Origin of the sequence: Streptomyces ruber (assembly GCF_014648075.1) — a bacterium.
GTDB classification, from domain to species: Bacteria; Actinomycetota; Actinomycetes; order Streptomycetales; family Streptomycetaceae; genus Streptomyces; species Streptomyces ruber.
Window position 1 is genome coordinate 131,643 of sequence record NZ_BMQK01000010.1, and the last position, 25,614, is coordinate 157,256.

The following is a 25,614-nucleotide window of genomic DNA, read 5'->3' on the forward strand; positions in this document are numbered from 1 at the left end:
GCCGGGCGGCATGACGCCACGGTGTCCGGACGGCGTCCGGGGCGTGGTCCTCGACTTCTACGGCACGCTCGTGCGGATGGTGCCGCCCTGGCCGCCCAGCCACCGGTCGGTCCTCCTCCGCCGGGGCCTCACCGAGGCCGCCGCACGGTGGGGCGACCAGTGGGCCGCCGGTCCGCCGGACGGCGCGCTGCACCTCGCCCACTCCGGCAGCGAGCGGGCGTACCGGGCCTGGGAGCTGGACCGGCTCCGGCGCCGGGCGCGGGCCTGCGGTGTTCCGGAGGAGGAGGTTAACGGTGTCGCCGTGGAGCTGGACCGGGTGTCCAAGGACCTCCGCCTGGCGCTCTTCGAGGACGTGCCCGACGCCCTCGGCGCGCTGCGCGGGCGGGGTCTGGTGGTGGCCGTGTGCTCCAACTGGTTCTGGGACCTGGAGGACGTCGTCGGGCGGGTCGGTCTGGCCGGTGCGGTGGACGTGGTGGTCGGCTCGGCCCGCGCCGGGGCGCGCAAGCCCCACCCCCGGATCTACCGGACGGTGCTGGACCGCTGCGGGCTGCGGCCGGAACAGGCGCTGTTCGTGGGCGACATGTGGGAGACGGACGTGGCCGGCCCCGTGCGCGCGGGGATGCGGGCCGCGCACCTGCGGCGTCCCGACCGCGCCGTCGACGGCCCGGCCCCGCCCCTGCCGGAGGGCGTCGTACGGATCGCGACGCTGCGGGCCCTCACCGGTCTGCTGTAGTGCGGTGCGCGAGCCGGTCGAGCACGTTGCGGGTCACGCGGACGACCCCGGCGTCCAGCTCCCGGCCGCACACCACCGGCCAGTCGGTCGTACCGGCCGTGAACACGGTGCCGCCCGCCGTGTGGATGCCCATGGTGGCGGCGCGGGGGCTGGTGACGGCCGGTTCGCGGGCCGGGCAGTTCCAGTGTCCCGGCAGCGGGTGGTGGAGGTCCTCGTGCACCGGTTCCAGGAAGTGGAGGCCGAGGATGAGGAAGGACTCCGGGGTGCCGTCCACGCCGGTGGCGTACGCCGTGCCCGCGGCGTCACGGGCGAAGGCGGCGCCGTCGCACTCGTACCCGACGAGCGGCGTCCCGGCGCCGAGGGCGTCCGGGGTGCCGCCGTGCGTCCCGTCGCGCAGGCCGGTGCCCTCGTAGACCCAGTGGCCGGCGTGCTGCACCGTGTACCCGCCCAGCGGCCGGTCCCCCGGCCAGGGCCCGGGCCACATGCCGCCGTTCCTGAAGCTCACTCCGGTCAGGGTGTTCTCGGGTTCGCCGACGCCGTCGGGCGGGGCCGGCCACCACAGGTCGGTCGCGGGCAGATGGGGGTACGTCTCCCCCACCCGGTGGTCGGTGTCCGAGACGAACGCGGTGTCGCCGTCGGTGAGGTGGATCCGCCACCAGCAGGTGTTCGCGCTGAGGAAGGCCACGTTCCCGCCGCCGCGCACGAAGGCGGCCACGTGGGCGCGCATCGCCGCGCTCCAGTACTCGTCGTGGCCGACGCTGAGCAGCAGGTGGTACGGATCGAGCAGGCCCGGGTCGGCGTGCAGGTCGAGGTCGGTGCAGTACTCGACGTCGTATCCGTTCCGCTCCAGCCAGGCGATGAACGGCGCGTCCCAGTACGCGAGGTCGATGACACCGCCCGGCCGGTGCATGCTCAGCCGGTGGCCCGCGCGCTGTCCGTCCCGCGCCTCCTGGTGGACGGGGTGGTCGTACAGGCTGCTGGCCCGCTCCAGGTCCGCTCGGTCGGACCGGTTGTAGGCGTGCCGTGTGAACGTCGACTTCTTGTACAGGATGCGGGCCCGCCGGCCGGGGTCCCGCGGCCTGACGACGAAGAACTCCCGTTCGTACCCCTCGATGCCGGCCGCGTCCAGCAGCGGTACCGGTTCGGTGCGACGGCCTCCGCATTCGACGAGGTGCGCGAGATACACCCCCGGCGGCCAGTCCCGCGGAATCCGTACCTCGTACGCGGGCCAGTTCCAGTCCACGGCGGGCGACGCGTGGGCGGCGACACCGTCGGGGTGCGGTGGCGCGGAGCCGGGAACTCCGGGAAACGGCGGTGTCCGGGCCATGAAGGTCAGCTCCCGGCCCAGCCGGTGGAAACGCACGCGGAAAGCGGGGGCGTCGGTCGAGACGTGCAGGGTCAGTACCCGGCCCGCCGTGACGCTCTCCCGGCCCAGATATCCCTCTATCACGCAGTCCACTCTCCACGAGGTGACCGATGAACGGTGAATTCCGGGTGCGGGAACTGGTCCTGGGCATCGAGGGCCTGGCACTGCTGCGGCACGCCCTGCACGGGGAGGGGAAGTTCCTGACGGAGAGGGTGGCCGAGATCCGTGAGTTCGCCTCGGGGCGGGGCGGAGCGCTGCCCGACGAAGGGGCGGCCGTGCGCGAGGTCGGTCCGCGGGACGGGTACGCGGCGTGGTCCGCCGGTTACGACTCCCTGCCGAGCGCCTTCATCGAGGTCGAGGAGCCGGTCGTGCACGCGCTGCTCGACCGGGGACCGGTGGGCACCGCCCTCGACGCGGCCTGCGGCACGGGACGGCAGACGGCGGCCCTGACCGCACGCGGCCACCGCACCGTCGGCGTGGACCAGTCCCCCGAGATGCTCGCGCACGCCCGCCGGAACGCCCCCGACGCCGAGTACCGCGAGGGCCGGCTGGAGGAGCTGCCGCTCGACGACGACTCCGTCGACCTCGCCGTCTGCTCCCTCGCGCTGACCCATCTGCCCGACCTGTCGCCGCCCATCGGCGAACTGGCGCGGGTCGTCCGCCCGGGCGGCCGGGTCGTCGTCTCGGACATGCACCCCTTCGTGGTCCTGCTGCAGGGCCAGTGCCTCTTCGCGGACGGCCCCGGCCGGCTGGCGTTCGTGCGCAACCACGTGCACCTGCCCGGCCGGTACGTCGACGCCTTCGCCGCGGCCGGACTGACCGTACGGGCCTGCCACGAGCCCGTCTTCAACGGGCGGCTGGCGCCCGGGGGTTACGAGGAGTACGTCGCCGACGCCGCGCGTGCCGCGTGGGACGGCGTACCGCTCGTGATCGTGTGGGAGGCCGCATGTCCGTGACCGTGGTGCGCCACTCCGAACGGCCCGCGCTGTGGGACCGCGTGCCCGAGGTGTTCGCCGGGGTGGTACCGGAGTACAACCTGCACGGCGACGTCAACAGCGCTTACTGGACACGGCTGTTCGAGGAGTTCCCGGACCACCAGTTCGCCCTGTACGACGAGGAGGCGGACGACATCCTCGGCGCGGGCCGCTCCGTCCCGCGCCCCTGGGACGGCACGCCCGGGGGCCTGGGCGCCGGACTCGACGACTCGATGGCGCGGGCCTTCCGCGCGCACGACGCCGGGACCCCGCCGGACGCGCTGTGCGCCCTCGGCATCGAGATCCCCCGCGCGCACCAGGGCAGGGGGCTCTCCCGTGTGCTCCTGCGCCAGATGACGGCACTGGCGCGCGCCGGCGGTCTGTCGCACGTGATCGTGCCGGTCCGTCCCACCCGCAAGGACCGGTACCCCCTCGTTCCCATCGAGCGGTACGCGACGTGGACCCGGGCCGACGGCTCCCCCTTCGACCCGTGGGTCCGCGTCCAGGTGGGCTGCGGCGGCGTCGTCGCGGCCGCGGTCGCGCGCTCGTCACGGATCACCGGCACGGTGGCCGACTGGGAGGCGTGGACCGGCATGGCGTTCCCCGACGACGGGGCGTACGTCTTCCCCGGCGGGCTCGCCACCGTGCACATCGACCACGGCCGGGACCGGGGTTCCTACTGGGAGCCGGCCGTCTGGGTCACGCACGACGTGCGCGACGGGGGACGTGGGCCGGACCGGGCGCCGGAAGCGCGCGGCTGACCGCGCTCCCGGCGTACGCCGCCAGCAGTTCCGCCTGAGCCGGGCCCACCTCGGGGCGCCGCTCGGGCGGCAGGCCCGCGGGCCCCACGGTGGACAGGGCGGCGGCCCGCAGCCGCTGGTGGACCCGCTCGGCCCCGGCCGCCTCGCCCGCCGCGTACGGCCGGGTGACGTCCGCGGCCCGCCGGCCCAGCAGCAGGCAGTGGGTCCACAGCTCGGCGGCGAAGTCCTGTCCGAACAGCCGCCCGACCTCGGCCGCGGCAGCCGCCGGGCGGTGGCGCCGCGCCGCGCCGCGCACCTGCGCCTCGGTGAGGCCGGTGCCGGGCAGCGCCTCCCGCCAGCCGTGCGGGCGCCGCGGATCGGGGGCGTGCTCCTGCCCGGCCGGCCGCACGCAGCCCACTCCGTCGCGCAGGTGCGGCAGCCAGCCCCACTCCTCCAGCACCCACCCGTGGCGGAGCAGCGGGCGGGCGTCCGCCAGGTCCGCCGGGCAGGCGGCCCGCCGGACGCCCTGGGTGGTGTGCCCGTTGATGCTGCTGGTGCCGATGTGCTCCACGACGCCCGGGACGGCCAGCAGGGCCGCCCGGCCCTCCCGGCGGAGGAAGGCGGCCATGACCTCGTCGTCGTGGCGTTCCGAACGGCGGCCCCGGGCGTACCGCCGGAACGCGGCCGCCCGGCCGGCCGGCAGACAGACCGCCAGCGTCGGCGTGAACTCCTCCGGTACGGCCCGCGCCCAGCCGGCCCCCGCCAGCGCGGCGAGCCGGGACAGGGCGCCGTTGCGTGCGTGCCAGTTCGTGTAGAAGACCAGGACCTCGTCCGGGAACCGGGCCGCACAGTCGGTCACGAGGCCGAGCAGGCCCTCGGGCGCGGCCACGTCGTCCTGGACCACGAGGTGGTGGGTGGCCCAGGACGGCACGGCGGCCCAGGCCACCAGCGCCGTCCGCAGCACCGAGGGGGCGGCGTCCGGGTCCGGGTCCACCGACAGGCCGCCGAGGCCGAGCCGGGCCGCCAGCGCCTCGGCCTGCCTCCTGCGCAGCGGATGGGTCATGACGGTCGAACTGACGCGTACGGTCATCGCGGCGCTCCTTCTCTGCGGACACCGGTACGGCCATCGTGTGCGCCCCCCTACGACACTCCCACCGTCGCTCCCGGAACGGCACCCGACAACTTCCGCGTGTAAGGGTGTTCCGGTGCGCCGAGCACCTTCTCCACCGCCCCCTGCTCGACCACCCGCCCCTCCTTCATCACGACCACCTCGTGGGCGACCTCCCGGACCACGGCGAGGTCGTGGGAGATGAAGAGGTAACTGACGCCCAGGTCGTCCTGCAGGGTGCGGAGGAGGGTGAGGACCTGCTGCTGGACGAGGACGTCGAGGGCGGAGACGGGCTCGTCGCAGACGACCAGGGACGGGGAGAGCGCCAGGGCCCGGGCGATGGCGACGCGCTGCCGCTGCCCACCGGAGAGCTCGTTCGGGTGGCGGTGAGCCGTGTCGGCGGGGAGGGCCACCTGGTCCAGGAGGTCCGTCACCCGGGAGCGCCGTGCGGCCGCGTCGCCCACGCCGAAGACCGTCAGGGGTTCGGCGATGAGTTGCTCGACCGTGAACATCGGGTCCAGGGAGGCGTACGGGTCCTGGAAGACCGGCTGCATGGCGCGGCGGACCGCCCGGCGGCCGGAGCCCCGGACCGCCCCGGGACCCGCGACCGGTGTGCCGTCCAGGGTGATGGCGCCGCCGGTCGGCGGGAGCAGGCCCAGGACCATGCGGGCCGTCGTCGTCTTGCCCGAGCCGGACTCGCCCACCACCGCGGTGGTACGGCCCCTGGCCACCGTGAACGAGACGCCGTCCACCGCCTTGAAGGGGGCGGCGCCCCGCTTGAGCCGGTACTCCTTGGTCACCCCCTCGACCTGGAGGAGGGGCTCCGCGGCCGGGGCGGGCGTGCGGGGGCGGAACTCGGCGCGGAGGGACGGGGCCGCCGCCACCAGCCGGCGGGTGTACTCGTGGGCGGGGTCGGTGAGGACCCGGCGGGCGGGCCCGGACTCGGCCACCTCGCCCTGTGACATCACCAGGACCCGGTCGGCCCGTTCGGCGGCCAGGCCCAGGTCGTGGGTGATGAGCAGGAGGGCGGTGCCCAGTTCGTCGGTGAGGGTCTGGAGGTGGTCGAGGATCTGCTGCTGGACCGTCACGTCCAGCGCCGAGGTCGGCTCGTCCGCGATCAGCAGGTGCGGGCGGCAGGCCAGGCCGATCGCGATCAGTACGCGCTGGCGCTGGCCGCCGGAGAGTTCGTGCGGGTACTGCCGGGCGCGCCGCTCCGGCTCGGGCAGGCCCGCCTGGGCGAGGAGTTCCACGGCGCGGGCGGCGGCCGTGCGGCGGTCGGCCAGGCCGTGGGTGCGGAGGGTCTCGGCGACCTGGCGGCCCACCTTGGCGACCGGGTTGAGGTTGGTCATGGGGTCCTGCGGAACGAGGCCGACCACGCGCCCGCGCAGGTCCCGCAGCCGCTTCTCGGGGGCGTGCGTGATGTCCTCGCCGGCGAGCCGGATCGTGCCGTCCGTGATGCGGGCGGAGCCGGGCAGCAGCCCCATGACGGCGTGGGCGAGGGTCGACTTGCCGGAGCCGGACTGGCCGACCACGGCCACGCGTTCGCCCGGCGCGACGGTGAGGTCGGCGCCGCGTACGGCGGGGTTGCCGCCGAAGGCCACGTGCAGGTTCTCGATGTGCAGCAGCGGGCCGGCCGCCTCGTCGGCGGGTGCGGGCGTCGTCGTCATCGGCGGCCTCCGGAAGGCTTCGTGCGGGGGTCGAGGGCGTCGCGCAGGGCGTCGCCGAAGAGGTTGAAGCCCAGGCAGATCAGGGCGATCGCGATGCCGGGGAAGACGCCGGGCCACGGGGTGCGCATCAGGTAGTTCTGGGCGTCGGAGAGCATGATGCCGAGGCTCGGGTCGGGCGGCTGGATGCCGAGGCCGAGGAAGGAGAGGACCGCCTCGCCGAGCACCGCCGCGGGCATGATGACCGTCGCCTGGACGATGATCGCGGGCAGCGCGTTGGGCAGGACGTGCCGGCCGAGGACACGGACCGGCCCGGCGTCCATGGCGTGTGCGGCGAGCACGAAGTCGGCGTCGGCCAGCCGCAGCGTCTCGGCGCGGACGACGCGGATCATGGCGGGGATGTGGGCGATGCCGATGGCGACGGCCGCGTTGGCCAGGCCGCCGCCGTTGATGGCGGCGAGGCCGACGGCGAGGATCAGGAACGGGAAGGCGAGCATCAGGTCGGCGAGCCGGGACACCAGGGCGTCCAGCCACCGCCAGTACCCGGCGAGCAGTCCGAGCGGCACGCCGACCGCCACGGCCAGCAGCACCGCCAGCGCGCCCACCTGGAGCGAGGCGCGGGCGCCGTGCAGCACGCGGGAGAGGATGTCGCGGCCGAGGTCGTCGGTGCCCAGCGCGAAGCCGACGGTGGCGGGCTGCTGGAACGGGGTGCGGAAGTGCACCTCGGTGGGCGGGTACGGCGCGAGCCACGGGGCGAACACCCCGGCGACCAGCACGATCAGCAGGAGCACGGCGCCGGCGACGCCCATCGGGTCGCGGAGCAGCCTGCGCGGGACGCGGCCGCGCGACCGGCCGTGCACGGCGGGGGCCGTGGTGGTGCCGCCCGGGGTGAGCGGTTCTTGTGTCGTCGCGGTGGTCATCGGGTGCCCCCTGAGACTCGTATGCGCGGGTCGATCAGCGTGTAGAGGACGTCGACGAGCAGGTTGATGACGATGTAGGCGCCGGTGATCACCAGGACCACGGCCTGGACGACCGGGTAGTCGCGGGTGAACACCGCGTCGAGGGTGAGCTTGCCGACGCCGGGCAGCGTGAAGATCCGCTCGGTGACGACGGCGCCGCCGATCAGGCCGCCCAGTTCCAGGCCGACGACGGTCACGACGACGACCAGGCTGTTGCGCAGCCCGTACCGGAAGACGACCGCGCGCCCGCCGAGGCCCTTGGCGCGGGCGGTGCGCACGAAGTCGGCGGTGAGGGTGCCGACCATGGATCCCCGGGTCTGGCGCTGGACGACGGCGGAGTGCGCGAGCCCCAGGATCAGCGCGGGCAGGGTGAGGTGGTGCAGGCCGCGCAGCGGGTCGTCGAGCGGGGAGACGTAACCGGAGGCGGGGAACCAGCCGAGGTGCACCGCCAGGTAGAGGACGGCGAGGATGCCGAGCCAGAAGGTCGGCACGGACAGGGCGGTGAGGGAGAAGGCGTTCGCGGCCCACTCCGGCCAGCGCCCGCGGAAGACGGCGGCCAGCACGCCGCCCGTCGTGCCGAGCAGGACGGCTATGGCCATGGCGTACAGGGCGAGCTGGACGGTCACCGGCAGGGTGGCGCCGATCAGGTCGGCGACGGGCGTACCGGTGCGCACGGAGTCGCCGAAGTCCCCGGTCAGTGCGCTGGTGAGGAACTTCCCGTACTGCACCACCAGCGGCTGGTCCAGGCCGAGTTCGGCGCGGACGGCCGCGACGGTGGCGGGGTCGGCCTCCTCGCCCGCCATGGTGGTCGCCGGGTCGCCGGGCAGCGCGCGGACGCCGCCGAAGACGACGACGGAGGCGAGCAGGAGGGTGAGGGCCGACTGCCAGAGCCGGTTCCCCAGGTAGCGGAGCATGCGGGTCAGTCCTCCGTTCCGGACGCGCGGTACGCGGCCCTGCCGAGCCGGACGACGCCGTCGGAGTAGACCTGGACGCCGGCCACGGAGGTGGAGACGGCGGTCAGGTAGCGCTGGCGGTAGGTGTAGACGATGGGGTTCTCGCGCTGGATCACCTCGACGGCCCGGCCGTACAGGTCGCCGCGTTCGGCGGCGTCGGTGCTGCGGGAGGCGCGGGCGAGCAGGTCGTCCAGCTCCTTCGAGGAGAAGCCGCCGTAGTTGGCCGAGGAGCCGGTGGCCAGGAAGCGGGAGGTGTTGGCGTCCGGGTCGATGCGGCCGGACCAGCCGAGCAGCAGCACCTCGAAGGTGCCGCGCTTCTGGATGTCGAGGAGGGTCGCGTACTCGACGGGCACGATGCGCAGGTCGAAGCCGCCCTCGGCGACGCTGGCCCGCAGGGCCTGCGCGTAGCGGAGCTGGTCCTGGGAGTTGGCGACCTGCATCGTGACGCGGTACGGGGTGTCCACGCCCGCCTCGGCGAGGAGGCGGCGGGAGCGGGCGGGGTCGTACGCGGGACAGTGACCGCTCGCGTCGGAGGCGTACGTGCTCTGCGGGGCGACCGGTGAGCAGGCCGTCTCGAACCAGTTGTTGAAGGCCGTGTCGGCGAGGGTCTTCCGGTCCACGGCGGCGGCGAAGGCCTCCCGTACCCTGCGGTCGCTCGCGATGGGGGTGTCGATGCGCCCGGTGGGCTCGCCCACGCCGTCGACGTTGCCGGTGTTGATGGTGACGCCGGTGTGGCCGAGCGAGCCGGACTGGAGCAGGGTGAGGTCCTTCTCCTTCCGCAGGGCGTCCACGTCCTGCGGTGAGATGGCGTCGGCGACCTGGATGTCACCGGACCGCAGGTTGGCGGCGCGGATGTTGGCGTCCGTCATGATCCGGTAGGTGATGCCGTCGAGGCGGACGTCGTCGGCGTCGTAGTAGAGCGGGTCACGGGTGACCGTGATGGAGGTCTGGGGGACGCGCTCGACGAACTTGAACGGGCCGACGCACACCGGGTGGTCGCCGAAGTCCTCGCCCGCCGCGGCCAGCGCCTTCGGCGACATGATCATGCCGGCGCGGTCGGCGAGGGCGGCGGTCAGGGGCGCGAAGGGCGTCTCGTGACGGATCACGACCGTACGCGCGTCGGGCGCCTCGACACTGCTGACCGGGCCCATCTCGGAGGAGCGCTGCGAGGCGGGGAGGGTGAGGTGGCGCTCCAGGCTGGTGCGGACGGCGGCGGCGTCGAACGGGGTGCCGTCCGCGAAGGTGATCCCGGTGCGGACCGGGATGGTCACGGTGCGGCCGTCGGCGCTGATGTCCGGGAGGGCGGCGGCCAGTTGGGGGACGATGCGGCCCCCGGCGTCGATGTCGTACAGCTTCTCGCAGACCGCGCTCATCACGTAGCGGGTGTAGAGGGAGCTGGAGGTGGTGGGGTCGAGGCGGTCCGGTTCGGAGGACAGCCCCATCGTCAGCCGGCCGCCGGAGCGGACCGGCTGGTCCCCGACCGGTGTGCCGTAGGCGTCGGCGCGGCGGTCGGCCTGGGTGACGGTCTGGACGGGGACGCATCCCGTAAGGACGGCGGCGGCCAGGAGGGCGGACACGATATTCAGGCACTTCGACAACTTCACGGGGGCTCCAATTCGGCGCACGACTCCTTCGCCAGGATTTCCCGTACGCTATCCCAGAAGCCCCCGTGAACTATTTCGCCCGCATTAATACATGGGCATTGGATTGTTTCCGCCGGCTCCGCCGGTTCCGCCGACTACCGTCCGACGGCATATCCCTGCATCATGCGCGGATTCGCCGCGGCCGACAGCACACCCGTCTCCGGGTCCCGGGCCACCGCGCACAGCCGCCCCTCCGACCAGGCATCTCCGACCGTGACACGATGCCCGCGGCGGCGCAGTTCCGCGACCACCCGCTCACCGATACGGGATTCCACAGTGATCGCCCCGGGATTCATGGCGCGCGGGTAAAAGGAGGAGGGAAATCCTTCCGTGTGCCAGTTCGGGGCGTCGATCGCACCCTGCAGGTCGTAACCGCCGCGGAATTTCTCGCGCAGCGCCACGGCGAGCAGGAAATGCAGGCTCCACTGGTCCTGCTGATCGCCGCCGGGAGTGCCGAAGGCGAGGACGGGAACCCCGTCGCGCAGCGCCAGGGAGGGGGTCAGGGTGGTGCGCGGCCGGCGGCCGGGGCTGAGGGAGTTCGGCAGACCGGGCTCCAGCCAGGTCATCTGCAGCCGGGTGCCCAGCGGGAAGCCGAGGCCGGGTATGACGGGGTTGGACTGGAGCCAGCCGCCGCTGGGCGTCGCGGAGATCATGTTGCCCCAGCGGTCCACGACGTCGAGGTGGCAGGTGTCGCCACGGGTGGCGCCGTCCCGGGCCACGGTCGGCTCCCCCGCTCCCGGGGCCGCGGGCACGGTCGTGTCCCCCTCCCCCGAGGCGGCCTTGGGCAGCCGGGGCGTACGCCCGTCGGGGCTGCCGGGCCGCAGGACGTACGACGCGCGCCCGGCGTCGACCAGGTCGCGCCGCTGAGCGTTGTACTGCGGCGACAGCAGGGTCCGCAGCGGTACGTCGGCGTCCTCGGCGTCGCCGTACCAGGCCTCGCGGTCGGCCATCGCGAGCTTGGTGCCCTCCACGAGGGTGTGCACGTAGTCGGCGCCCCCGTACTCCGTCCCGCTGCCCGGCGTCCCGAAGTCGTCGTCCAGCAGGGCGAGTTGCTGGAGCAGGGCCGGGCCCTGGCTCCAGGGTCCCGCCTTGGCCACGGTCCAGCCGTTCCACTCGTGGGTGACCGGTTCCTCGTAGTGCGCGGCGTACCCGGCGAGGTCGTCGCCGGTGAGGGTGCCCGCGTGCCGTTCGCCGGAGGTGTCCATGACGGGCCGGGCGGCGAAGCCGGCGAGCGCCTCGGCTATGAAGCCCTCCCGCCACACCCGGCGCGCGGCCTCGATCTCCGCCTCCCGGCGCCCCGTACCGGCGCCGTCGGGGACGGCGGCCCGCGCCTCGGCGAGCAGCCGCTGCCAGGTCGCCGCCAGCGCGGGATTCCGCAGGAGGGAGCCGGGTGCCGGGGAGCGGCCGCCGGGGAGGTAGACCTCGGCCGAGGTGGTCCACTCCGTCTCGAACAGTTCCCGGACCGTCTCGACCGTGCCGCCGACCCGCTCGACCACCGGGTGCCCGTGCTCGGCGTAGCCGACGGCGTACTTCAGGACGTCGGCCAGGGACTTGGTGCCGTGGTCGCGCAGCAGCAGCATCCAGGCGTCGAACGCGCCGGGCACGGCGGCGGCCAGCGGTCCGGTGCCGGGGACGAGCTCCAGGCCGAGCGAGGTGTAGTGGGCGATGTCCGCCCCGGCCGGCGCCGGTCCCTGTCCGCACAGGACCCGCGGCCCGGCCCCGGCCGGGGCGAGGATGATCGGCACCTCGCCCGCGGGGCCGTTGAGGTGCGGTTCCACGACGTGCAGCACGAAGGCCGCCGCCACGGCCGCGTCGAAGGCGTTGCCGTCGTCCTCCAGGACGGCCATGGCGGCGGAGGAGGCCAGCCAGTGGGTGGACGATGCCATGCCGAAGGTGCCCTGCAGCGTGGGCCGAGTGGTGAACATGGCGCGAGTAAACCGGACCGGGCTCGGTGCGTCCAAGACATGTATGACACCGTTCAGATAGCGAGCGGCTATGAGTACGGCTGCGAGTTCGTCTATGAGTGACCGTCAGTGGAACCGTCGGGGGGACAGCGCATGGAACGCCGCCAGCTCGAGTACTTCGTGGCGATCGTCGAGCACGGCGGCTTCACCGCCGCCGCCCGGGCGCTGCGCGTCGCCCAGCCCTCGCTCTCCCGGGCGGTCGGCAACCTGGAGCGCGACCTCGGCGTCACCCTCTTCCACCGGGTGGGCCGCCGGGCCGTGCCCAGCGCCGCGGGCGAGGCGCTGGCGGAGCGGGCACGGCTGGTCCTGCGGGACCTCCAGGCGCTGCGCGCGGCGGCCCGCGCGCTCGGCGAGGGGCCGGTCGGCCGGGTCGACGTCGCGGCCACCTCGTCCTCCGGTCTGCAGCCGGTCGTGGGCATCGTCGCCGAGCTGCGGGAGAGGCATCCCGGGGTCACGGTCAGCGTCTCCTCGGCCGCGTCGGCGGCCGAGGTGGTCGCCATGGTGGCGCAGGGCCGCTGCGAGGCGGGCGTCTGCGGCAGCGCCGCCCGGCCCACCGGGCACGGGCTGACCGCCCACTACCTGCGGGACGAGGAGTTCCTGCTGGTGTCCCCGCCGGGCACGGGACCGGCCGGCGGCGGGACCGTGCGGCCGGAGGAACTGCGCGGGATGCGCTTCGTCACCACCGGGCCGAACACGGCCGTACGGGACCTGTTCGAGCGCCTGTCGGCCACCGTCGGGGAGCTGACGGTGGCCGCCGAGGTGGCGGACCGCGGCATCGTCCTGCCGATGGTGCTCGAAGGCGTCGGCGCGGCGCTGATGCCGGACGGCTGGGCCGGCCTCGCGCGGCGCGCGGGCGCCGCCGTCCACCGCTTCGCCCCGCCGGAGCGGATCGCCCAGTGGCTGGTCCACCGCGGGGGTCCGCTCACCTCCGCCGGCCAGGCGTTCGTCGACACGACGCTCGCCCGGACGGCGGACCGGGCGCCCGGCGCGGAGTGAACACCGCGCCGCCCGATGCGGTCTGACGGAGTGTCAGGCGGTGGCCGCCCGCGGCACCTCCCGGTCGCGTCGCAGAGCGGCGAGCAGGAAGAGCCATGCCTTCCGTACGTGCCGGGCCCGTCGGCCGTGGTCAGGTGACGGACGGCTCCGGCAGATCGCACCAGGGGTCGATGGGCACGCACTCCCTGCGGCGCCCCAGCCCGTCCAGGATCCAGCCCTGCCGCTTCACCGTGCGCAGGACGATGCCGTGCTCGGCGATCTCCAGCTCCGGGCACTCCGCGCCGATCCGGTCCTCCAGGTCGAGGACGCTGTCGACGGAGTGCAGCCACGCCGAGAGGAACACGTTCGTCTCGCCGCTCGTCGCGGTCAGCAGCCGTACGTCCGGCATCCGCCCCAGCCGTTCGCAGACCTGGCGGCGCCGGGCGACCGGGACCCGCCCCCACAGGAGCGATGTCACCGGCCACCCCGTGAGGTGCTGGGCGATCTCGCTGCGGAAGGCCACCGCGCCCGACCGCTCCAGCCGGGCCAGACGGCGGCGCACCGAGGTCTGACTGGTGCCGAGGCGCTCGGCCAGGTCCGTGACGGGGAGCCGGCCGTCCACCGCGAGGGCCAGCAGCAGCTCCCGGTCCGGCTGCCCCAGCGGGCCGGGGACGGCCGTGCGCGGCGCGGTCCCGTCGGCCAGTGACTGCAGACGCGACTGCTGCGCGCGGGACAGCGCGTCCAGCCGCCAGTCGTTCCCCGCGGTCAGGATGCGGGTGTTGACCTGGGTGTTGACCCGTACGACGCCAGGCAGGCCGCTCACGTGCCCGAGAACGAACCGGGACAGCGCCGGCAGGTCGTGGGCGATGACGTTGACGTGGATGTCCCGCCCGCCGGCCACCTCCATCACGGACTTCGTCCGCGGGTCCCGGGCCAGGGCCAGGGCGACCCGGCCCCGCTCCGCGGGCTCGCAGTCGACGTCGACGAACGCGTTGCACAGCGAGCGCCACAGGGCGGGACTGCCCGTGGCCGTCACCCAGGCCGTCCCCCGCTGCGAGATCCGCCCCCAGCGGCGGGCGGCCGTCACCGCGCTGAGGCCCAGCACCTCGCCCACCGCCGTCCAGGAGGCGCGTGGCGCGATCTGGAGGGCGTGGGCGATCGCCAGGTCCGTTTCGTCGAGCTCATCGGCGGAATCCTTCACACCGATGCCGTCTGTGGCGTTATCCATCGATTCCCCGGCTAGGTGAACGGGAGATGGCCACTATTGACCACCACCGCCCGGCCACACAAGACCGGCCAGTACACGGGCGGTGCCGCCCGGCGCGGCGCGTGAGCGACGGAGCCCCCGCCCGGAGCACGGCTTCCTCACGGACCTCAAGGACCTCACAGACCTCACGGACCTCACGGAAAGGACGAACCTCGATGACGCACGGCGAACAGCAACCGTGGGAGTGGGACGAACAGACCTGGCGCGGACACGTCGGCCGGGTGCGGGCCGGCCGCTCCCTGGCACCGGACAGCTGGCCGGGCGGCGCCCGCTGCGCGGTGGCGGTGTCCTTCGACTCGGACCACGAGACGCCCGCCCTGCGCGACGGCCGGACCAGCCCGGCGCAGATGGCCCAAGGCGAGTACGGAGCCCGGGTGGCCGTGCCGAAGATCCTGGACCTGCTGGCGCACCACCGCGTCCCGGCCAGCTTCTTCATGCCCGCGGTGTGCGCGCTGCTGCGCCCGCAGGAGGCCAGGGCGTACACGGCGGCCGGGCACGAGCTGGCCGTCCACGGCTGGATCCACGAGCGCAACACCCAGCTCGGCGCGGACACCGAGCGCGAGCTCCAGCTCCGCTCCGCCGACACCCTGGAGCGGATCAGCGGCGTACGTCCCGTCGGCATCCGCACCCCCAGCTGGGACTTCTCGCCGCACACCCTCTCCATCACCCGGGAGATGGGGCTGCTCTACGACTCCTCGCTGATGGCCGACGACGAGCCGTACGAGCTGGTCGAGAACGGTGAGGCGACGGGTGTGGTGGAGATCCCGGTGGAGTGGATCCGCGACGACGCGCCGTACTTCATGATGGAGCGCTTCGGCTCCCTCCGCCCGTACATCGCGCCGCGGGACGTGCTGCGCATCTGGCAGGACGAGTTCGCCGCCGCGTACGCCGCGGGCGGGCTGTTCCAGCTCACGCTGCACCCGCACATCATCGGGCACCGCTCCCGGCTGACCGTCCTCGACGAGCTGCTCGGGCACATCGCCGGGCACGAGGGTGTGTGGTTCGCCACCCATCGCGACATCGCCGAGCACTGCCGCGCGCAGCTCGCCGCGAACTGATCACCGCGAACTGATCACCGCGGCCCGACGGCGCCCGCGCTCGGGCGCCCGGCCGCTCCCCCTTCCTCGTACGCCCGCACCCGGGCGCTTCTCCGGCGGCCGCACCGCACCCCCGCGCCGCGCCTTCCCCCTTCCCCACCGCCGGCCCCGCACGCCGTGGTCCGTTCCCGTCCCCTGCTCTCCAGGAAGCGAGGAGTCCCCTCGTGAAGACAGCCACCGCCGCATCCGACACGGCACCGTCCCACAAGCTGACGCCCGGCCAGCGCAAGGCCATCATCGCCGGCACCGTGGGCAACACCGTCGAGTGGGTCGACTGGGCGCTCTACTCCATCTTCGCGGCGATCATCGCCGACGTGTTCTTCCCGAAGAGCGACGGCGCCGCCGCCCTGCTCTCCACCCTCGCCGTCTTCGCCGTCGGCTTCGTGATGCGGCCGGTGGGCGCCGCGGTCCTCGGCGCCTATGCCGACCGCAAGGGCCGCAAGAAGGGACTGACCCTCACCATCGGCCTGATGGCCGGTGCCGGCTTCCTCATCGCCTTCACCCCCGGCTACGACACGATCGGCCTCGCAGCACCGGCGATCCTGCTGGTCGCGCGGCTCATCCAGGGCTTCTCGGCGGGCGGCGAGTTCGGTTCGTCCTCGGCGTTCCTGGTCGAGTCGGCCGCCTCCGGACGGCGGGCCTTCGCCGGTTCCTGGCAGCAGGTGTCCGTGGCGGGCGGCGTGCTGATCGCCTCCCTGCTCGGCACGGTGTTCACCTCGCTGCTCGGCGAGGACGCCCTGCACGCGTGGGGCTGGCGGGTCGCCTTCGTCGTCGGCGGGCTGCTCGGCCTGGTCGGGCTGTGGCTGCGGGTCAGCGTCGAGGACACCGCGTCGTTCACCGAGACCAAGGCCGCGGGCAGGGCGCCGAGGAACCCGCTCGTCGCCATGTTCCGCGAGCACCCCGCCGCCGCGCTGCGTGTCGCCGGCATCACGGTCGCGGGCACGCTGACCTACTACATCTGGGTCAACTACCTCCCCACGTACGCCAACCTCACCACGGGCATCCCGCTGGAGAAGGCGCTCCTCTCCCAGACCCTGTGTCTCGTCGTCTTCGTCGTGCTGCTGCCCTTCGCGGGCCTGCTCTCCGACCGGCTGGGACGCAGACCCACCATGGCCGGGTTCGCGATCGGCTTCGTCCTGCTGGCCTGGCCGATGCTGCACCTGCTGAACGACAGCTTCGCCGTCCTGTTCCTCGTCCAGCTCACCGGCATGCTGCTGATCCTCGGCTACTCCGCCAACTGCGCCGTCATCATGGCCGAGCAGTTCCCGCCGGAGGTACGGGCCACCGGCATCGCGCTGCCGTACGCGCTGGCCGTTGCCCTCTTCGGCGGCACGGCCCCCTACGTGACGACCTGGATGAGCGACGCCGGGCACGCCGACAAGCTCTGGCTGTACGTCTCCGGGGCCGCGCTGCTCTCGCTGGTCGTCTACCTGACCATGCCCGAGACGAAGGACAAGGAGTTCGCCTGATGACCTCGACGGCACACGCGGCAGACACGGCACACGCGGTGGTCACCGGCGCCGCGAGCGGCATCGGACGCGCCGTCGCCGAGCACTTCGCCCGGGCGGGGGCCCGGCTGACGCTGGTGGACGTCGACGGCGACCGGCTCGCGGCGGTCGCGGACACCCTCGGCGCACGGCACCTCGTCCTCGACCTGTCCTGCGCCGACGGCCCGGCGGCCGCCGTGGCGGACAGCTGGCGCGCGCACGGGCCGGTGGACGTCCTGGTGAACGCGGCGGGCATCTACCCGTCGCTGGACATGGCCGACGTCACGGCCGCCGCCTGGGACCGGGTCCTCGCGCTCAACACCCGCGCCCCGGTCCTCGCGACGGCCGCACTGGCCCGTCTCGCGACCGCGGCCGGGCGGCCCGCCTCCGTGGTCAACATCTCCTCGGGCGCCGCGCTGCGCGCCCGGCCCGGAGGCGGCCCGTACGCCGCGTCCAAGGCGGCGCTGGAGATGGCCACCCGGGCGGCGGCGCTGGAGTTCGGGCCGCTCGGCATCCGCGTCAACGCCGTCAGCCCCGGCTTCGTCGCGGTGGACAGCGACTGCAACCCGGTCAGCGACACCTACGCCGCCGCCGTCTCCGTCAATCCCCTCGGCCGCCCGGGCACCCCGGCGGACATCGCGCGGGCGGTGCTGTGGATCGCGGGTCCGGAGGCGTCCTGGGTGACCGGGGAGGTCCTCCGGGTGGACGGCGGCAGCGGCACCGGAGCGGCACACCTGCCACGGCTGTGGCCGCCGGACACCTCCGCGGCCGGGACGTCCGGCGCGGACGGTGATGCGGACAGCACAACGCGACTGAACAGCAGTGTTGCGCACACGCGCGCGAATGTCGCGGAGAACGGCACAGGCGGCGCGGACACCCGCGGCACGGCCGCCGCGGACACCGGCACAGCCGCGGGCGCGGCCGCTCACGGCCCCTCCCCCCACACCCCGGGCACACACCCGGACCGCACGAAGGGACACACCTCATGAAGGGCGACGCCTACACCGTGGTCGGCGCCGGAGCGATCGGCGGCACCCTGGCCCACGCCCTCGCGGCGGCCGGGCACCCGGTGACCGTCGTCGACACCGACGCGGACCACGTGGCCGCGATCCGGGCCGGCGGGCTGACCATCCTGCGCGGCGGGGAACGCGACAGCGTGCGCCTCGACGCGACGACGCCCGACGGCTTCCGGGGGCCGCCGCCGCGCCGCGTACTGCTCAGCGTCAAGGCGCAGGCGACCGAGGCGGCCATGCGCTGGATCGCGCCCCGTCTCGCCCCGGACGGCTACGTCGTCTCGGTGCAGAACGGCTTCAACGAGGAGCTGATCGCGCGGCACGTCGGCGCGGACCGGACCGTCGCCGCGTTCGTCAACATCTTCGCCGACGTCGTCGGACCCGGGGTGGTGCGCGACGGCGGCCCCGGGGCGTTCGTCATCGGCGAACCGGGCGGCGCCCCGGTCTCCGAACGGGTCCGGGATCTCGTCGCCGACCTCCGGGCGTGGGGGCCCGCGCGGGTCTCCGGCAACGTCGAGGGGTACCTGTGGGCCAAGGCCGCCTTCGGCGCGATGCTCTCCGCGACCGCGCTGGCCGACGCGCCCATGGCCGACCTGATCGACCGGCACCGGGCCGCCATGTACGCGCTGGCCGCCGAGGTGTACGCCGCGGCCGACGCGGAGGGCGTACGGCTCGAGGCGTTCGACGCCTTCGACGCGCCCGCGTTCCGGCCCGGCGACCCGGCGGCGCGCGACGCCGCGTGCGACCGGCTGACCGCCTGGCTCCGCACCCAGCCGAAGGACCGCAGCGGCATCTGGCGGGACCTGGCCGTGCGCCGCCGTCCGGTGGAGGTGACGACGCACTACGCACCGGTCGTCGAGCGGTCGCTGCGGGCGGGTCTCGACACCCCCGTGCTGCGCGCCGTACTGGCCGGCCTGCGGGAGCTGGAGCGCGACCCGTCGGGCATGTCCGAGGCCCGGCTGGACGCGCTGGACGCCCTGGCCGCCGCGGGCACGGCGCCCGCGGCGGACGGCGGACCCGGGGCACTGCCCACCGGCCCCGCGCTCACCGGCGCCCAGGCCGTCGCCGTCCGCGACTGGCTGGCGGACCACCGCGACGCGATGGCCGCCGACCTGGCCGCCTACACGTCACTGGAGAGCTCCAGCGACGACAAGGCCCGCCTCACCGCCTGCCTCGGCTGGGTGCGCGACTGGCTGGACGCCGCGCTCGGCGCTCCCGCGAGCGAGGAGGTACGCGAACGGGACTGCGCCGGCGACATCCTGATCCGCCGTTACGCCGGCACCAGCCCGTCGACCGCCGCCCCCGTGCTGCTCGTCGGCCACTACGACACCGTCTGGTCCACCGGGACGCTGCAGGAGTGGCCGTACCGGCGCGAGGGCGACCGCATCAGCGGCCCGGGGGTCTTCGACATGAAGGCGGGGCTCGTCCAGGCGGTGTGGGCGTTGCGCGCGCTGACGGCACTGGGACTGCCCGTCCCCGCCTGCACCCTGCTGCTCAACGGCGACGAGGAGACCGGCAGCCGGGCGTCCAGCGACGACATCGTGGCGGAGGCCCGGACGTCCCGGGCGGCGCTGGTCTTCGAGGCGAGTGCCGACGGCGCGGTGAAGACGACCCGCAAGGGCGTCGGGCTGTTCTCGCTGACCGTGCGGGGCGAGGAGGCCCACGCGGGTCTCGACCCGGCCCGCGGGGCGAGCGCGGTCAACGAGATGGCCCGGCAGGTGCTCGCGCTGGAGGCGCTGGCCGCGCCGGCGGCCGGGACGACCGTCAACGTCGGCGTGCTGCGCGGCGGTACCCGCCCCAACGTCACGGCCGGTGAGGCGGTGGCCCACCTGGACGTCCGGGTCGCGACCGGCGCCGAACGCGACCGGATCGACGCCGCGCTGGCCGCCCTCGCCCCGGTCGACACCCGGACCGTCCTGAAGCTGGACGGCGGCTGGAACCGCCCGGTCTTCGAACGCACGGAGGGCGTCGGACAGCTCTTCGCCGTCGCCCGCGCCTGTGCCGCGCCGCTCGGTCTCGACCTGCGGGAGACCGCCGTGGGCGGTGCCAGCGACGGCAACTTCATCCTCGCCGCGGGCACTCCGGTGCTCGACGGACTCGGCGCGGTGGGCGGCGGCGCGCACGCCCGCGACGAGCACGTGACGCTGAGCGGCATGGTCGAGCGGTCCGCGCTGGCGGCGGGCGTGCTCGCCGCCTTCGCACGTCACCCCGGCGCTCAGTAGCCCCTGTGCGCGCGGCGGCCGGGCGGCCGCGACGCCCCACGGCAGGCGCGGTCCGGCCCGGTGGAGGAGGTCGGTGCGGGACAGGGCCGCGGGGGCGGGGCCGGTGTGCAGGCCGGAGGCGGCGAAGAGCCGGTCGTCCGGGGCCTGCACGACGAGCCGCACGGTCGCGCGCAGCCGGGTGAGGCCCCTGCGGTCGTACGCGACCGGCCGGCCCTCGGCCTCCGGGGGGCCGGTGTGCGGGGGCAGTCCGCCGCTGAGCAGGCTGCCGCGCGGAGGCTCAGGGGGTCCCGAGGCCGAGTTCGCGCTCCCCGAGGGGCGCGAAGAAGCGCTCGACGTCCGCGTCGGTGACCTCGGCCAGGGTGGCGGGCGACCAGCGCGGGGCGCGGTCCTTGTCGACGAGCTGGGCGCGCACGCCCTCCACCAGGTCGGCCGTGGCCAGCGCCGCGCACGAGATCCGGTACTCCTGGTCGAGGACCGCCTCCAGGGTGCCGAGCCGCCGGGCGCGGCGGAGCGCGGTCAGGGTGACCTTCAGCGCGGTGGGCGACCTGCCGAGCAGGGTCTCGGCGGCCTCCTTCGCGGCCGGGTCGCCGTGGCTGAGCAGCCGTTGGACGGTCTCCTCGACCGTGCCGGCCGTGTAGCAGGCGTCGATCCACTCCCGCTGCCCGGCCAGTTCTCCGGCGGGCGGCGGCTGCGCGTGGCGGCGGAGGGCCTCCGGTACGGGCAGGTCGGCGAGGTCGGCGACGAAGCGCGGGAGGGAGGCGCTCGGCAGGTGGTGGTCGGCGAGGCCGCACAGCAGGGCGTCGGCGGCGCCGATCTGCGCGCCCGTCAGCGCGAGGTGGGTGCCCAGTTCGCCGGGGGCCCGGCCGAGCAGGTGGGTGCCGCCGACGTCGGGGACGAAGCCGATGCCGGTCTCGGGCATGGCGATCCGGGACCGCTCGGTGACGACGCGGACGCCGCCGTGCGCGGAGAGGCCGACCCCGCCGCCCATCACGATGCCGTCCATCACGGCGACGTACGGCTTGGGGTACCGGGCGATACGGGCATTGAGGCGGTACTCGTCGCGCCAGAACGCGGCGGAGGCGGTGCCGTCGCCGTCGCGGACGTCGTCGTGGACGGCCCGCATGTCGCCGCCCGCGCACAGCCCGCGCTCGCCCGCGCCGGTGAGGACGACGGTCCCGACGGCCGGGTCCCGCTCCCAGGCGGTGAGCGCCGCGTCGATACGGCGGACCATCTCGTGGTTCAGGGCGTTGAGGGCCTTCGGGCGGTTGAGGACGATGTGGGCGGCGCGGCCCACGGTGTGCAGCAGGACGGGCTCGCCGTTGCCGGTCATCCGTACGTCTCCCTGTCTCGGACGATCATTCCGGATGCTGCCGTACCCAGAGGAGTCCGGAAGAGAACAAGGTCACAGCCCCACCCTCTGCTGCTCTTCGGTTGACCTGCCCTAACATCCGAGCATGACGGTCCCGCCCTCCGACGGACTCTCCCTGGCATCCGACTTCCCCGACGCGACGCATGAGCAGTGGCAACACCTGGTGGCGGGTGTGCTGCGCAGGTCCGGAAGGGAAGTTGCGGCCCCGGAGTCCGAGCACGCCCTGTCCACCGCGCTGGAGGACGGGTTGCGCACCCGTCCCCTGTACACCGCGCGGGACGGCGCTCCCGATCCCGGCCTGCCCGGCTTCGCGCCCTTCGTGCGCGGCGGCCGGGCCGAGGGGAACACAGTCGGCGGCTGGGACGTGCGCCAGCGCCACACGGTCGCGGACGCCGGCGCGGTCCTCGGCGACCTGGAGAACGGCGTCACCTCCCTGTGGCTGACCGTCGGCGCGTCCACCGGCATCCCCGTCCCGGAACTCGACCGCGCTCTCGAGGGCGTCCACCTCGACCTGGCCCCCGTCGTCCTGGACGCGGGCGAGGAGACCGAGGCGGCGGCGCGCCGGCTGCTGCGGCTGTACGAGGAGCGGGGCGTCGCCGCGGACGCGGTGCGCGGCAACCTGGGCGCCGACCCGCTGGGCCACGAGGCCCGCACCGGACGGCCGTACGACTTCGCGCCCGTGGCCGAGCTGGCCGGGCTGTGCGCCGAGCGGTACCCGGGGCTGCGGGCGCTGACCGTGGACGCCCTGCCGTACCACGAGGCCGGCGGTTCGGCGGCGCAGGAGCTGGGGTGCTCGCTGGCCACGGGGGTGGCCTGTCTGCGTGAGCTGACGGAGGCCGGGCTGGACGTCGAACGGGCCTGTGCGCAGCTGGAGTTCCGGTACGCGGCCACCGCCGACCAGTTCCTGACGATCGCCAAGCTGCGCGCGGCGCGCCGGCTGTGGGCCCGGGTCGCCGAGGCCTCGGGGGCGCCGCGGGCGGGCGCGCAGCTCCAGCACGCGGTGACCTCACCGGTGATGATGACGCGCCGCGACCCGTGGGTGAACATGCTGCGCACCACGGTCGCCACGCTGGCCGCCGGGGTGGGCGGCGCCGACGCCGTGACCGTGCTGCCGTTCGACCACGCGCTCGGGCTGCCGGACGCGTTCGCGCGCCGTATCGCGCGCAACACCTCCACCGTCCTCATCGAGGAGTCGCACCTGTCCCGGGTGATCGACCCGGCGGGCGGTTCCTGGTACGTGGAGCGGCTGACCGACGAACTCGCCCACGCCGCCTGGGCTTTCCTCCAGGAGATCGAGCGGGCGGGCGGACAGGCGGCGGCCCTGCGGTCCGGCGCGGTCCGCGAGCGGCTGGCCGAGACCTGGTCCGCGCGCAGCGCGAAGCTCGCGAGGCGGCGGGAGCCGGTCACCGGGGTCAGCGAGTTCCCGCACCTGGCCGAGAAGCCGGTGGTCCGCGAGCCCGCGCCCGAACCGCCGTCCGGGGGGCTGCCCCGGGTGCGGCGCGACGAGGCGTTCGAGGCGCTGCGCGCCCGCTCCGACGCCCACCTCGCCGCGACCGGCGCCCGGCCCCGGGTGTACCTGGCCGCGCTCGGCCCGGCCGCCGCCCACACCGCCCGCCTCGGCTTCGCCGCCAACCTCTTCCAGGCGGGCGGCGTCGAGCCCGTCACCGAGGGCACGTTCGAGGAGAGCGGCGCGCGGGAGGCGTGCCTGTGCTCCAGTGACACGGTGTACGAGGAGCAGGCCGAGGCCACCGTCCGGGCCCTGCGGGCGGCGGGCGCGAAGCACGTGTTCCTGGCCGGCCGCCCCGGGCCGTACGCGGATGTCGACACCTACGTCTTCGCGGGCTGCGACGCCGTGGGCGTCCTGACCGCCACGCTCGACCGCATGGGAGTGTCCTGAATGTCCATCCCCGACTTCTCGGCGATCGAGCTGGGGACCCCGGCCCCCGGTACCGGTGCCGACGAGTGGCGTGCGGCCCTGAAGCGGGCCGCCGGCGGTGACGACCTGCTCTGGGAGACGCCCGAGGGCATCACGGTCAAGCCGCTCTACACCGGGCAGGACCTGGAGGGCCTGGACTTCCTGGAGACCTATCCGGGCATCGCGCCGTACCTGCGCGGCCCGTACCCGACGATGTACGTCAACCAGCCGTGGACGATCCGGCAGTACGCGGGCTTCTCCACGGCGGAGGAGTCCAACGCCTTCTACCGCCGCAACCTGGCGGCCGGCCAGAAGGGCCTGTCGGTCGCCTTCGACCTGCCCACGCACCGCGGTTACGACAGCGACCACCCGCGGGTGACCGGTGACGTCGGCATGGCGGGCGTGGCCATCGACTCGATCCTCGACATGCGGCAGCTCTTCGACGGCATCCCGCTGGACCGGATGACGGTGTCGATGACGATGAACGGCGCCGTGCTGCCGGTGCTCGCGCTGTACATCGTGGCGGCCGAGGAGCAGGGCGTACCGCCGGAGAAGCTCGCCGGGACCATCCAGAACGACATCCTCAAGGAGTTCATGGTCCGCAACACCTACATCTACCCGCCGAAGCCGTCGATGCGGATCATCTCCGACATCTTCGCCTTCACCTCGCGGCGGATGCCCCGCTACAACTCCATCTCCATCTCCGGCTACCACATCCAGGAGGCGGGCGCGACGGCCGACCTGGAGCTGGCGTACACCCTCGCCGACGGCGTGGAGTACATCCGGGCCGGCCGGGACGCGGGGCTCGACGTGGACGCGTTCGCGCCGCGGCTGTCGTTCTTCTGGGCGATCGGCATGAACTTCTTCATGGAGATCGCCAAGCTGCGCGCGGCCCGGCTGCTGTGGGCGAAGCTGGTGAAGCAGTTCGACCCGCAGAACACCAAGTCGCTGTCGCTGCGCACCCATTCCCAGACCTCCGGCTGGTCGCTGACCGCGCAGGACGTGTTCAACAACGTCACGCGCACGTGTGTGGAGGCGATGGCGGCCACCCAGGGCCACACCCAGTCGCTGCACACCAACGCGCTCGACGAGGCGCTCGCGCTGCCCACCGACTTCTCCGCGCGCATCGCCCGCAACACCCAGCTGCTGATCCAGCAGGAGTCCGGCACGACCCGGGTGATCGACCCGTGGGGCGGCAGCGCGTACGTGGAGCGGCTGACGTACGACCTCGCGCGCCGCGCCTGGCAGCACATCCAGGAGGTCGAGCGGGCGGGCGGCATGGCGCAGGCCATCGACGCGGGCATCCCCAAGCTGCGCGTGGAGGAGGCCGCGGCCCGCACCCAGGCCCGTATCGACTCCGGACGGCAGCCGGTGATCGGCGTGAACAAGTACCGGGTCGACACCGACGAGCAGATCGAGGTGCTCAAGGTCGACAACTCCTCGGTGCGCGCGCAGCAGATCGAGAAGCTGCGGCGGCTGCGCGCCGAGCGGGACGAGACGGCCTGCCAGGACGCGCTCGACGCGCTGACCCGGGCGGCCGGCGGCGAGGGCAACCTGCTGGAGCTCGCGGTGGACGCGGCCCGGGCGAAGGCGACCGTCGGCGAGATCAGTCACGCCCTGGAGAAGGTGTACGGGCGGCACGCGGGCCAGATCCGTACGATCTCCGGTGTGTACCGCAACGAAGCAGGCGAGTCCCCGCACGTGGACCGCACCCGGACCCTGGTGGACGCGTTCGCCGAGGCCGAGGGCCGCCGGCCGCGCATCCTGGTCGCCAAGATGGGCCAGGACGGCCACGACCGCGGTCAGAAGGTGATCGCCACCGCCTTCGCCGACCTCGGCTTCGACGTGGACGTCGGCCCGCTGTTCCAGACCCCGGCCGAGGTGGCCCGGCAGGCGGTCGAGGCGGACGTGCACATCGTCGGGGTGTCGTCGCTGGCCGCCGGGCACCTCACCCTCGTGCCCGCGCTGCGCGAGGCGCTGGCCGAGGAGGGCCGCGAGGACGTGATGATCGTGGTCGGCGGCGTGATCCCGCCGCAGGACGTGCCGACGCTGCTGGAGATGGGCGCGACGGCGGTGTTCCCGCCCGGCACGGTGATCCCCGAGGCGGCGTACGACCTGGTGACGCGGCTGGCGGCCGATCTCGGCCACGACGCACTGTGAGCCGG

General features: G+C 74.3%; 18 protein-coding genes and 2 pseudogenes. 10 read left to right on the forward strand and 10 right to left on the reverse strand.

What is annotated here, in order from left to right; genetic code table 11:
* Nucleotides 1-10: 10 nt before the first annotated feature.
* On the forward strand, nucleotides 11-733 hold the full coding sequence (locus IEZ04_RS21560; RefSeq protein ID WP_189218574.1) for an HAD family hydrolase: 723 nt from the start codon (nucleotides 11-13) through the stop codon (nucleotides 731-733).
* Here IEZ04_RS21560 and IEZ04_RS21565 read toward each other — a convergent pair.
* Nucleotides 717-2,183, reverse strand: coding sequence for a N,N-dimethylformamidase beta subunit family domain-containing protein (locus IEZ04_RS21565; RefSeq protein WP_189218575.1), 1,467 nt, complete (start codon nucleotides 2,181-2,183; stop codon nucleotides 717-719). The genes IEZ04_RS21560 and IEZ04_RS21565 overlap by 17 nt on opposite strands.
* A gap of 26 nt (nucleotides 2,184-2,209) precedes the next feature.
* Between IEZ04_RS21565 and IEZ04_RS21570 the strand changes: the two genes are divergently transcribed.
* Both IEZ04_RS21570 and IEZ04_RS21575 read left to right on the forward strand, forming a co-directional pair.
* Nucleotides 2,210-3,055 (forward strand): class I SAM-dependent methyltransferase, encoded by an 846-nt coding sequence (locus tag IEZ04_RS21570; RefSeq protein WP_189218576.1) that lies wholly within the window; start codon nucleotides 2,210-2,212, stop codon nucleotides 3,053-3,055.
* On the forward strand, nucleotides 3,046-3,834 hold the full coding sequence (locus IEZ04_RS21575; protein ID WP_189218577.1) for an N-acetyltransferase: 789 nt from the start codon (nucleotides 3,046-3,048) through the stop codon (nucleotides 3,832-3,834). The genes IEZ04_RS21570 and IEZ04_RS21575 overlap by 10 nt, the downstream gene beginning before the upstream one ends.
* On the opposite strand, the gene IEZ04_RS21580 is transcribed toward IEZ04_RS21575, so the two are convergent.
* The 6 genes from IEZ04_RS21580 to IEZ04_RS21605 all read right to left on the reverse strand — a co-directional run bounded on the left by IEZ04_RS21580 (nucleotide 3,773) and on the right by IEZ04_RS21605 (nucleotide 12,065).
* Nucleotides 3,773-4,903: a hypothetical protein gene (locus IEZ04_RS21580; protein WP_189218578.1), complete on the reverse strand. Its 1,131-nt coding sequence runs from the start codon at nucleotides 4,901-4,903 to the stop codon at nucleotides 3,773-3,775. The genes IEZ04_RS21575 and IEZ04_RS21580 overlap by 62 nt on opposite strands.
* 50 nt (nucleotides 4,904-4,953) lie before the next feature.
* A complete protein-coding gene (locus IEZ04_RS21585) occupies nucleotides 4,954-6,588 on the reverse strand; it encodes an ABC transporter ATP-binding protein (RefSeq protein ID WP_189218579.1) in 1,635 nt (544 codons plus the stop codon).
* A complete protein-coding gene (locus IEZ04_RS21590; RefSeq protein WP_189218580.1) occupies nucleotides 6,585-7,505 on the reverse strand; it encodes an ABC transporter permease in 921 nt (306 codons plus the stop codon). The genes IEZ04_RS21585 and IEZ04_RS21590 overlap by 4 nt, the downstream gene beginning before the upstream one ends.
* On the reverse strand, nucleotides 7,502-8,458 hold the full coding sequence (locus IEZ04_RS21595; RefSeq protein ID WP_189218581.1) for an ABC transporter permease: 957 nt from the start codon (nucleotides 8,456-8,458) through the stop codon (nucleotides 7,502-7,504). Before IEZ04_RS21595 ends, IEZ04_RS21590 begins: the two co-directional genes overlap by 4 nt.
* A 5-nt stretch (nucleotides 8,459-8,463) precedes the next feature.
* Entirely contained in the window at nucleotides 8,464-10,101 is a 1,638-nt protein-coding gene (locus IEZ04_RS21600; RefSeq protein WP_229821166.1) for an ABC transporter substrate-binding protein, read from the reverse strand.
* 134 nt (nucleotides 10,102-10,235) lie between these two features.
* Nucleotides 10,236-12,065 (reverse strand): gamma-glutamyltransferase family protein, encoded by a 1,830-nt coding sequence (locus IEZ04_RS21605; RefSeq protein ID WP_189218582.1) that lies wholly within the window; start codon nucleotides 12,063-12,065, stop codon nucleotides 10,236-10,238.
* 132 nt (nucleotides 12,066-12,197) lie between these two features.
* Between IEZ04_RS21605 and IEZ04_RS21610 the strand changes: the two genes are divergently transcribed.
* Entirely contained in the window at nucleotides 12,198-13,100 is a 903-nt protein-coding gene (locus tag IEZ04_RS21610) for a LysR family transcriptional regulator (protein ID WP_189218583.1), read from the forward strand.
* Nucleotides 13,101-13,230: 130 nt separating this feature from the next.
* Here IEZ04_RS21610 and IEZ04_RS21615 read toward each other — a convergent pair whose 3' ends face one another.
* On the reverse strand, nucleotides 13,231-14,307 hold the full coding sequence (locus tag IEZ04_RS21615) for an Lrp/AsnC family transcriptional regulator (protein ID WP_189218584.1): 1,077 nt from the start codon (nucleotides 14,305-14,307) through the stop codon (nucleotides 13,231-13,233).
* 194 nt (nucleotides 14,308-14,501) lie between these two features.
* Here IEZ04_RS21615 and IEZ04_RS21620 point away from each other — a divergent pair, with 194 nt between their 5' ends.
* From IEZ04_RS21620 to IEZ04_RS21635, 4 genes and pseudogenes are all read left to right on the forward strand, one after another.
* The gene (locus IEZ04_RS21620) at nucleotides 14,502-15,404 is read left to right on the forward strand and encodes a polysaccharide deacetylase family protein (RefSeq protein WP_189218585.1); all 903 of its coding nucleotides are present in this window, start codon (nucleotides 14,502-14,504) and stop codon (nucleotides 15,402-15,404) included.
* 203 nt (nucleotides 15,405-15,607) lie between these two features.
* Nucleotides 15,608-16,912: an MFS transporter gene (locus IEZ04_RS21625; protein WP_189218586.1), complete on the forward strand. Its 1,305-nt coding sequence runs from the start codon at nucleotides 15,608-15,610 to the stop codon at nucleotides 16,910-16,912.
* Nucleotides 16,912-17,697: pseudogene (locus IEZ04_RS21630) on the forward strand (SDR family NAD(P)-dependent oxidoreductase); the annotation flags it as partial. The gene IEZ04_RS21625 and the pseudogene IEZ04_RS21630, both read left to right, overlap by 1 nt.
* Before the next feature lie 218 nt (nucleotides 17,698-17,915).
* On the forward strand, nucleotides 17,916-20,165 hold the full coding sequence (locus IEZ04_RS21635) for a 2-dehydropantoate 2-reductase (protein ID WP_189218588.1): 2,250 nt from the start codon (nucleotides 17,916-17,918) through the stop codon (nucleotides 20,163-20,165).
* 114 nt (nucleotides 20,166-20,279) lie between these two features.
* Here the strand turns inward: IEZ04_RS21635 and IEZ04_RS36250 are convergent.
* Both IEZ04_RS36250 and IEZ04_RS21640 read right to left on the reverse strand, forming a co-directional pair.
* Nucleotides 20,280-20,426, reverse strand: a pseudogene (locus IEZ04_RS36250) (ABC transporter ATP-binding protein); the annotation flags it as partial.
* A 16-nt stretch (nucleotides 20,427-20,442) separates the two neighbouring features.
* The gene (locus IEZ04_RS21640) at nucleotides 20,443-21,495 is read right to left on the reverse strand and encodes an enoyl-CoA hydratase/isomerase family protein (RefSeq protein ID WP_189218589.1); all 1,053 of its coding nucleotides are present in this window, start codon (nucleotides 21,493-21,495) and stop codon (nucleotides 20,443-20,445) included.
* 124 nt (nucleotides 21,496-21,619) lie between these two features.
* On the opposite strand from IEZ04_RS21640, the gene IEZ04_RS21645 reads away from it, so the two are divergent.
* Nucleotides 21,620-23,431: a methylmalonyl-CoA mutase family protein gene (locus IEZ04_RS21645; RefSeq protein WP_189218590.1), complete on the forward strand. Its 1,812-nt coding sequence runs from the start codon at nucleotides 21,620-21,622 to the stop codon at nucleotides 23,429-23,431.
* Nucleotides 23,432-25,609, forward strand: a complete 2,178-nt coding sequence (scpA, locus tag IEZ04_RS21650) for a methylmalonyl-CoA mutase (protein WP_189218591.1) — start codon at nucleotides 23,432-23,434, stop codon at nucleotides 25,607-25,609.
* Nucleotides 25,610-25,614 lie beyond the last annotated feature (5 nt).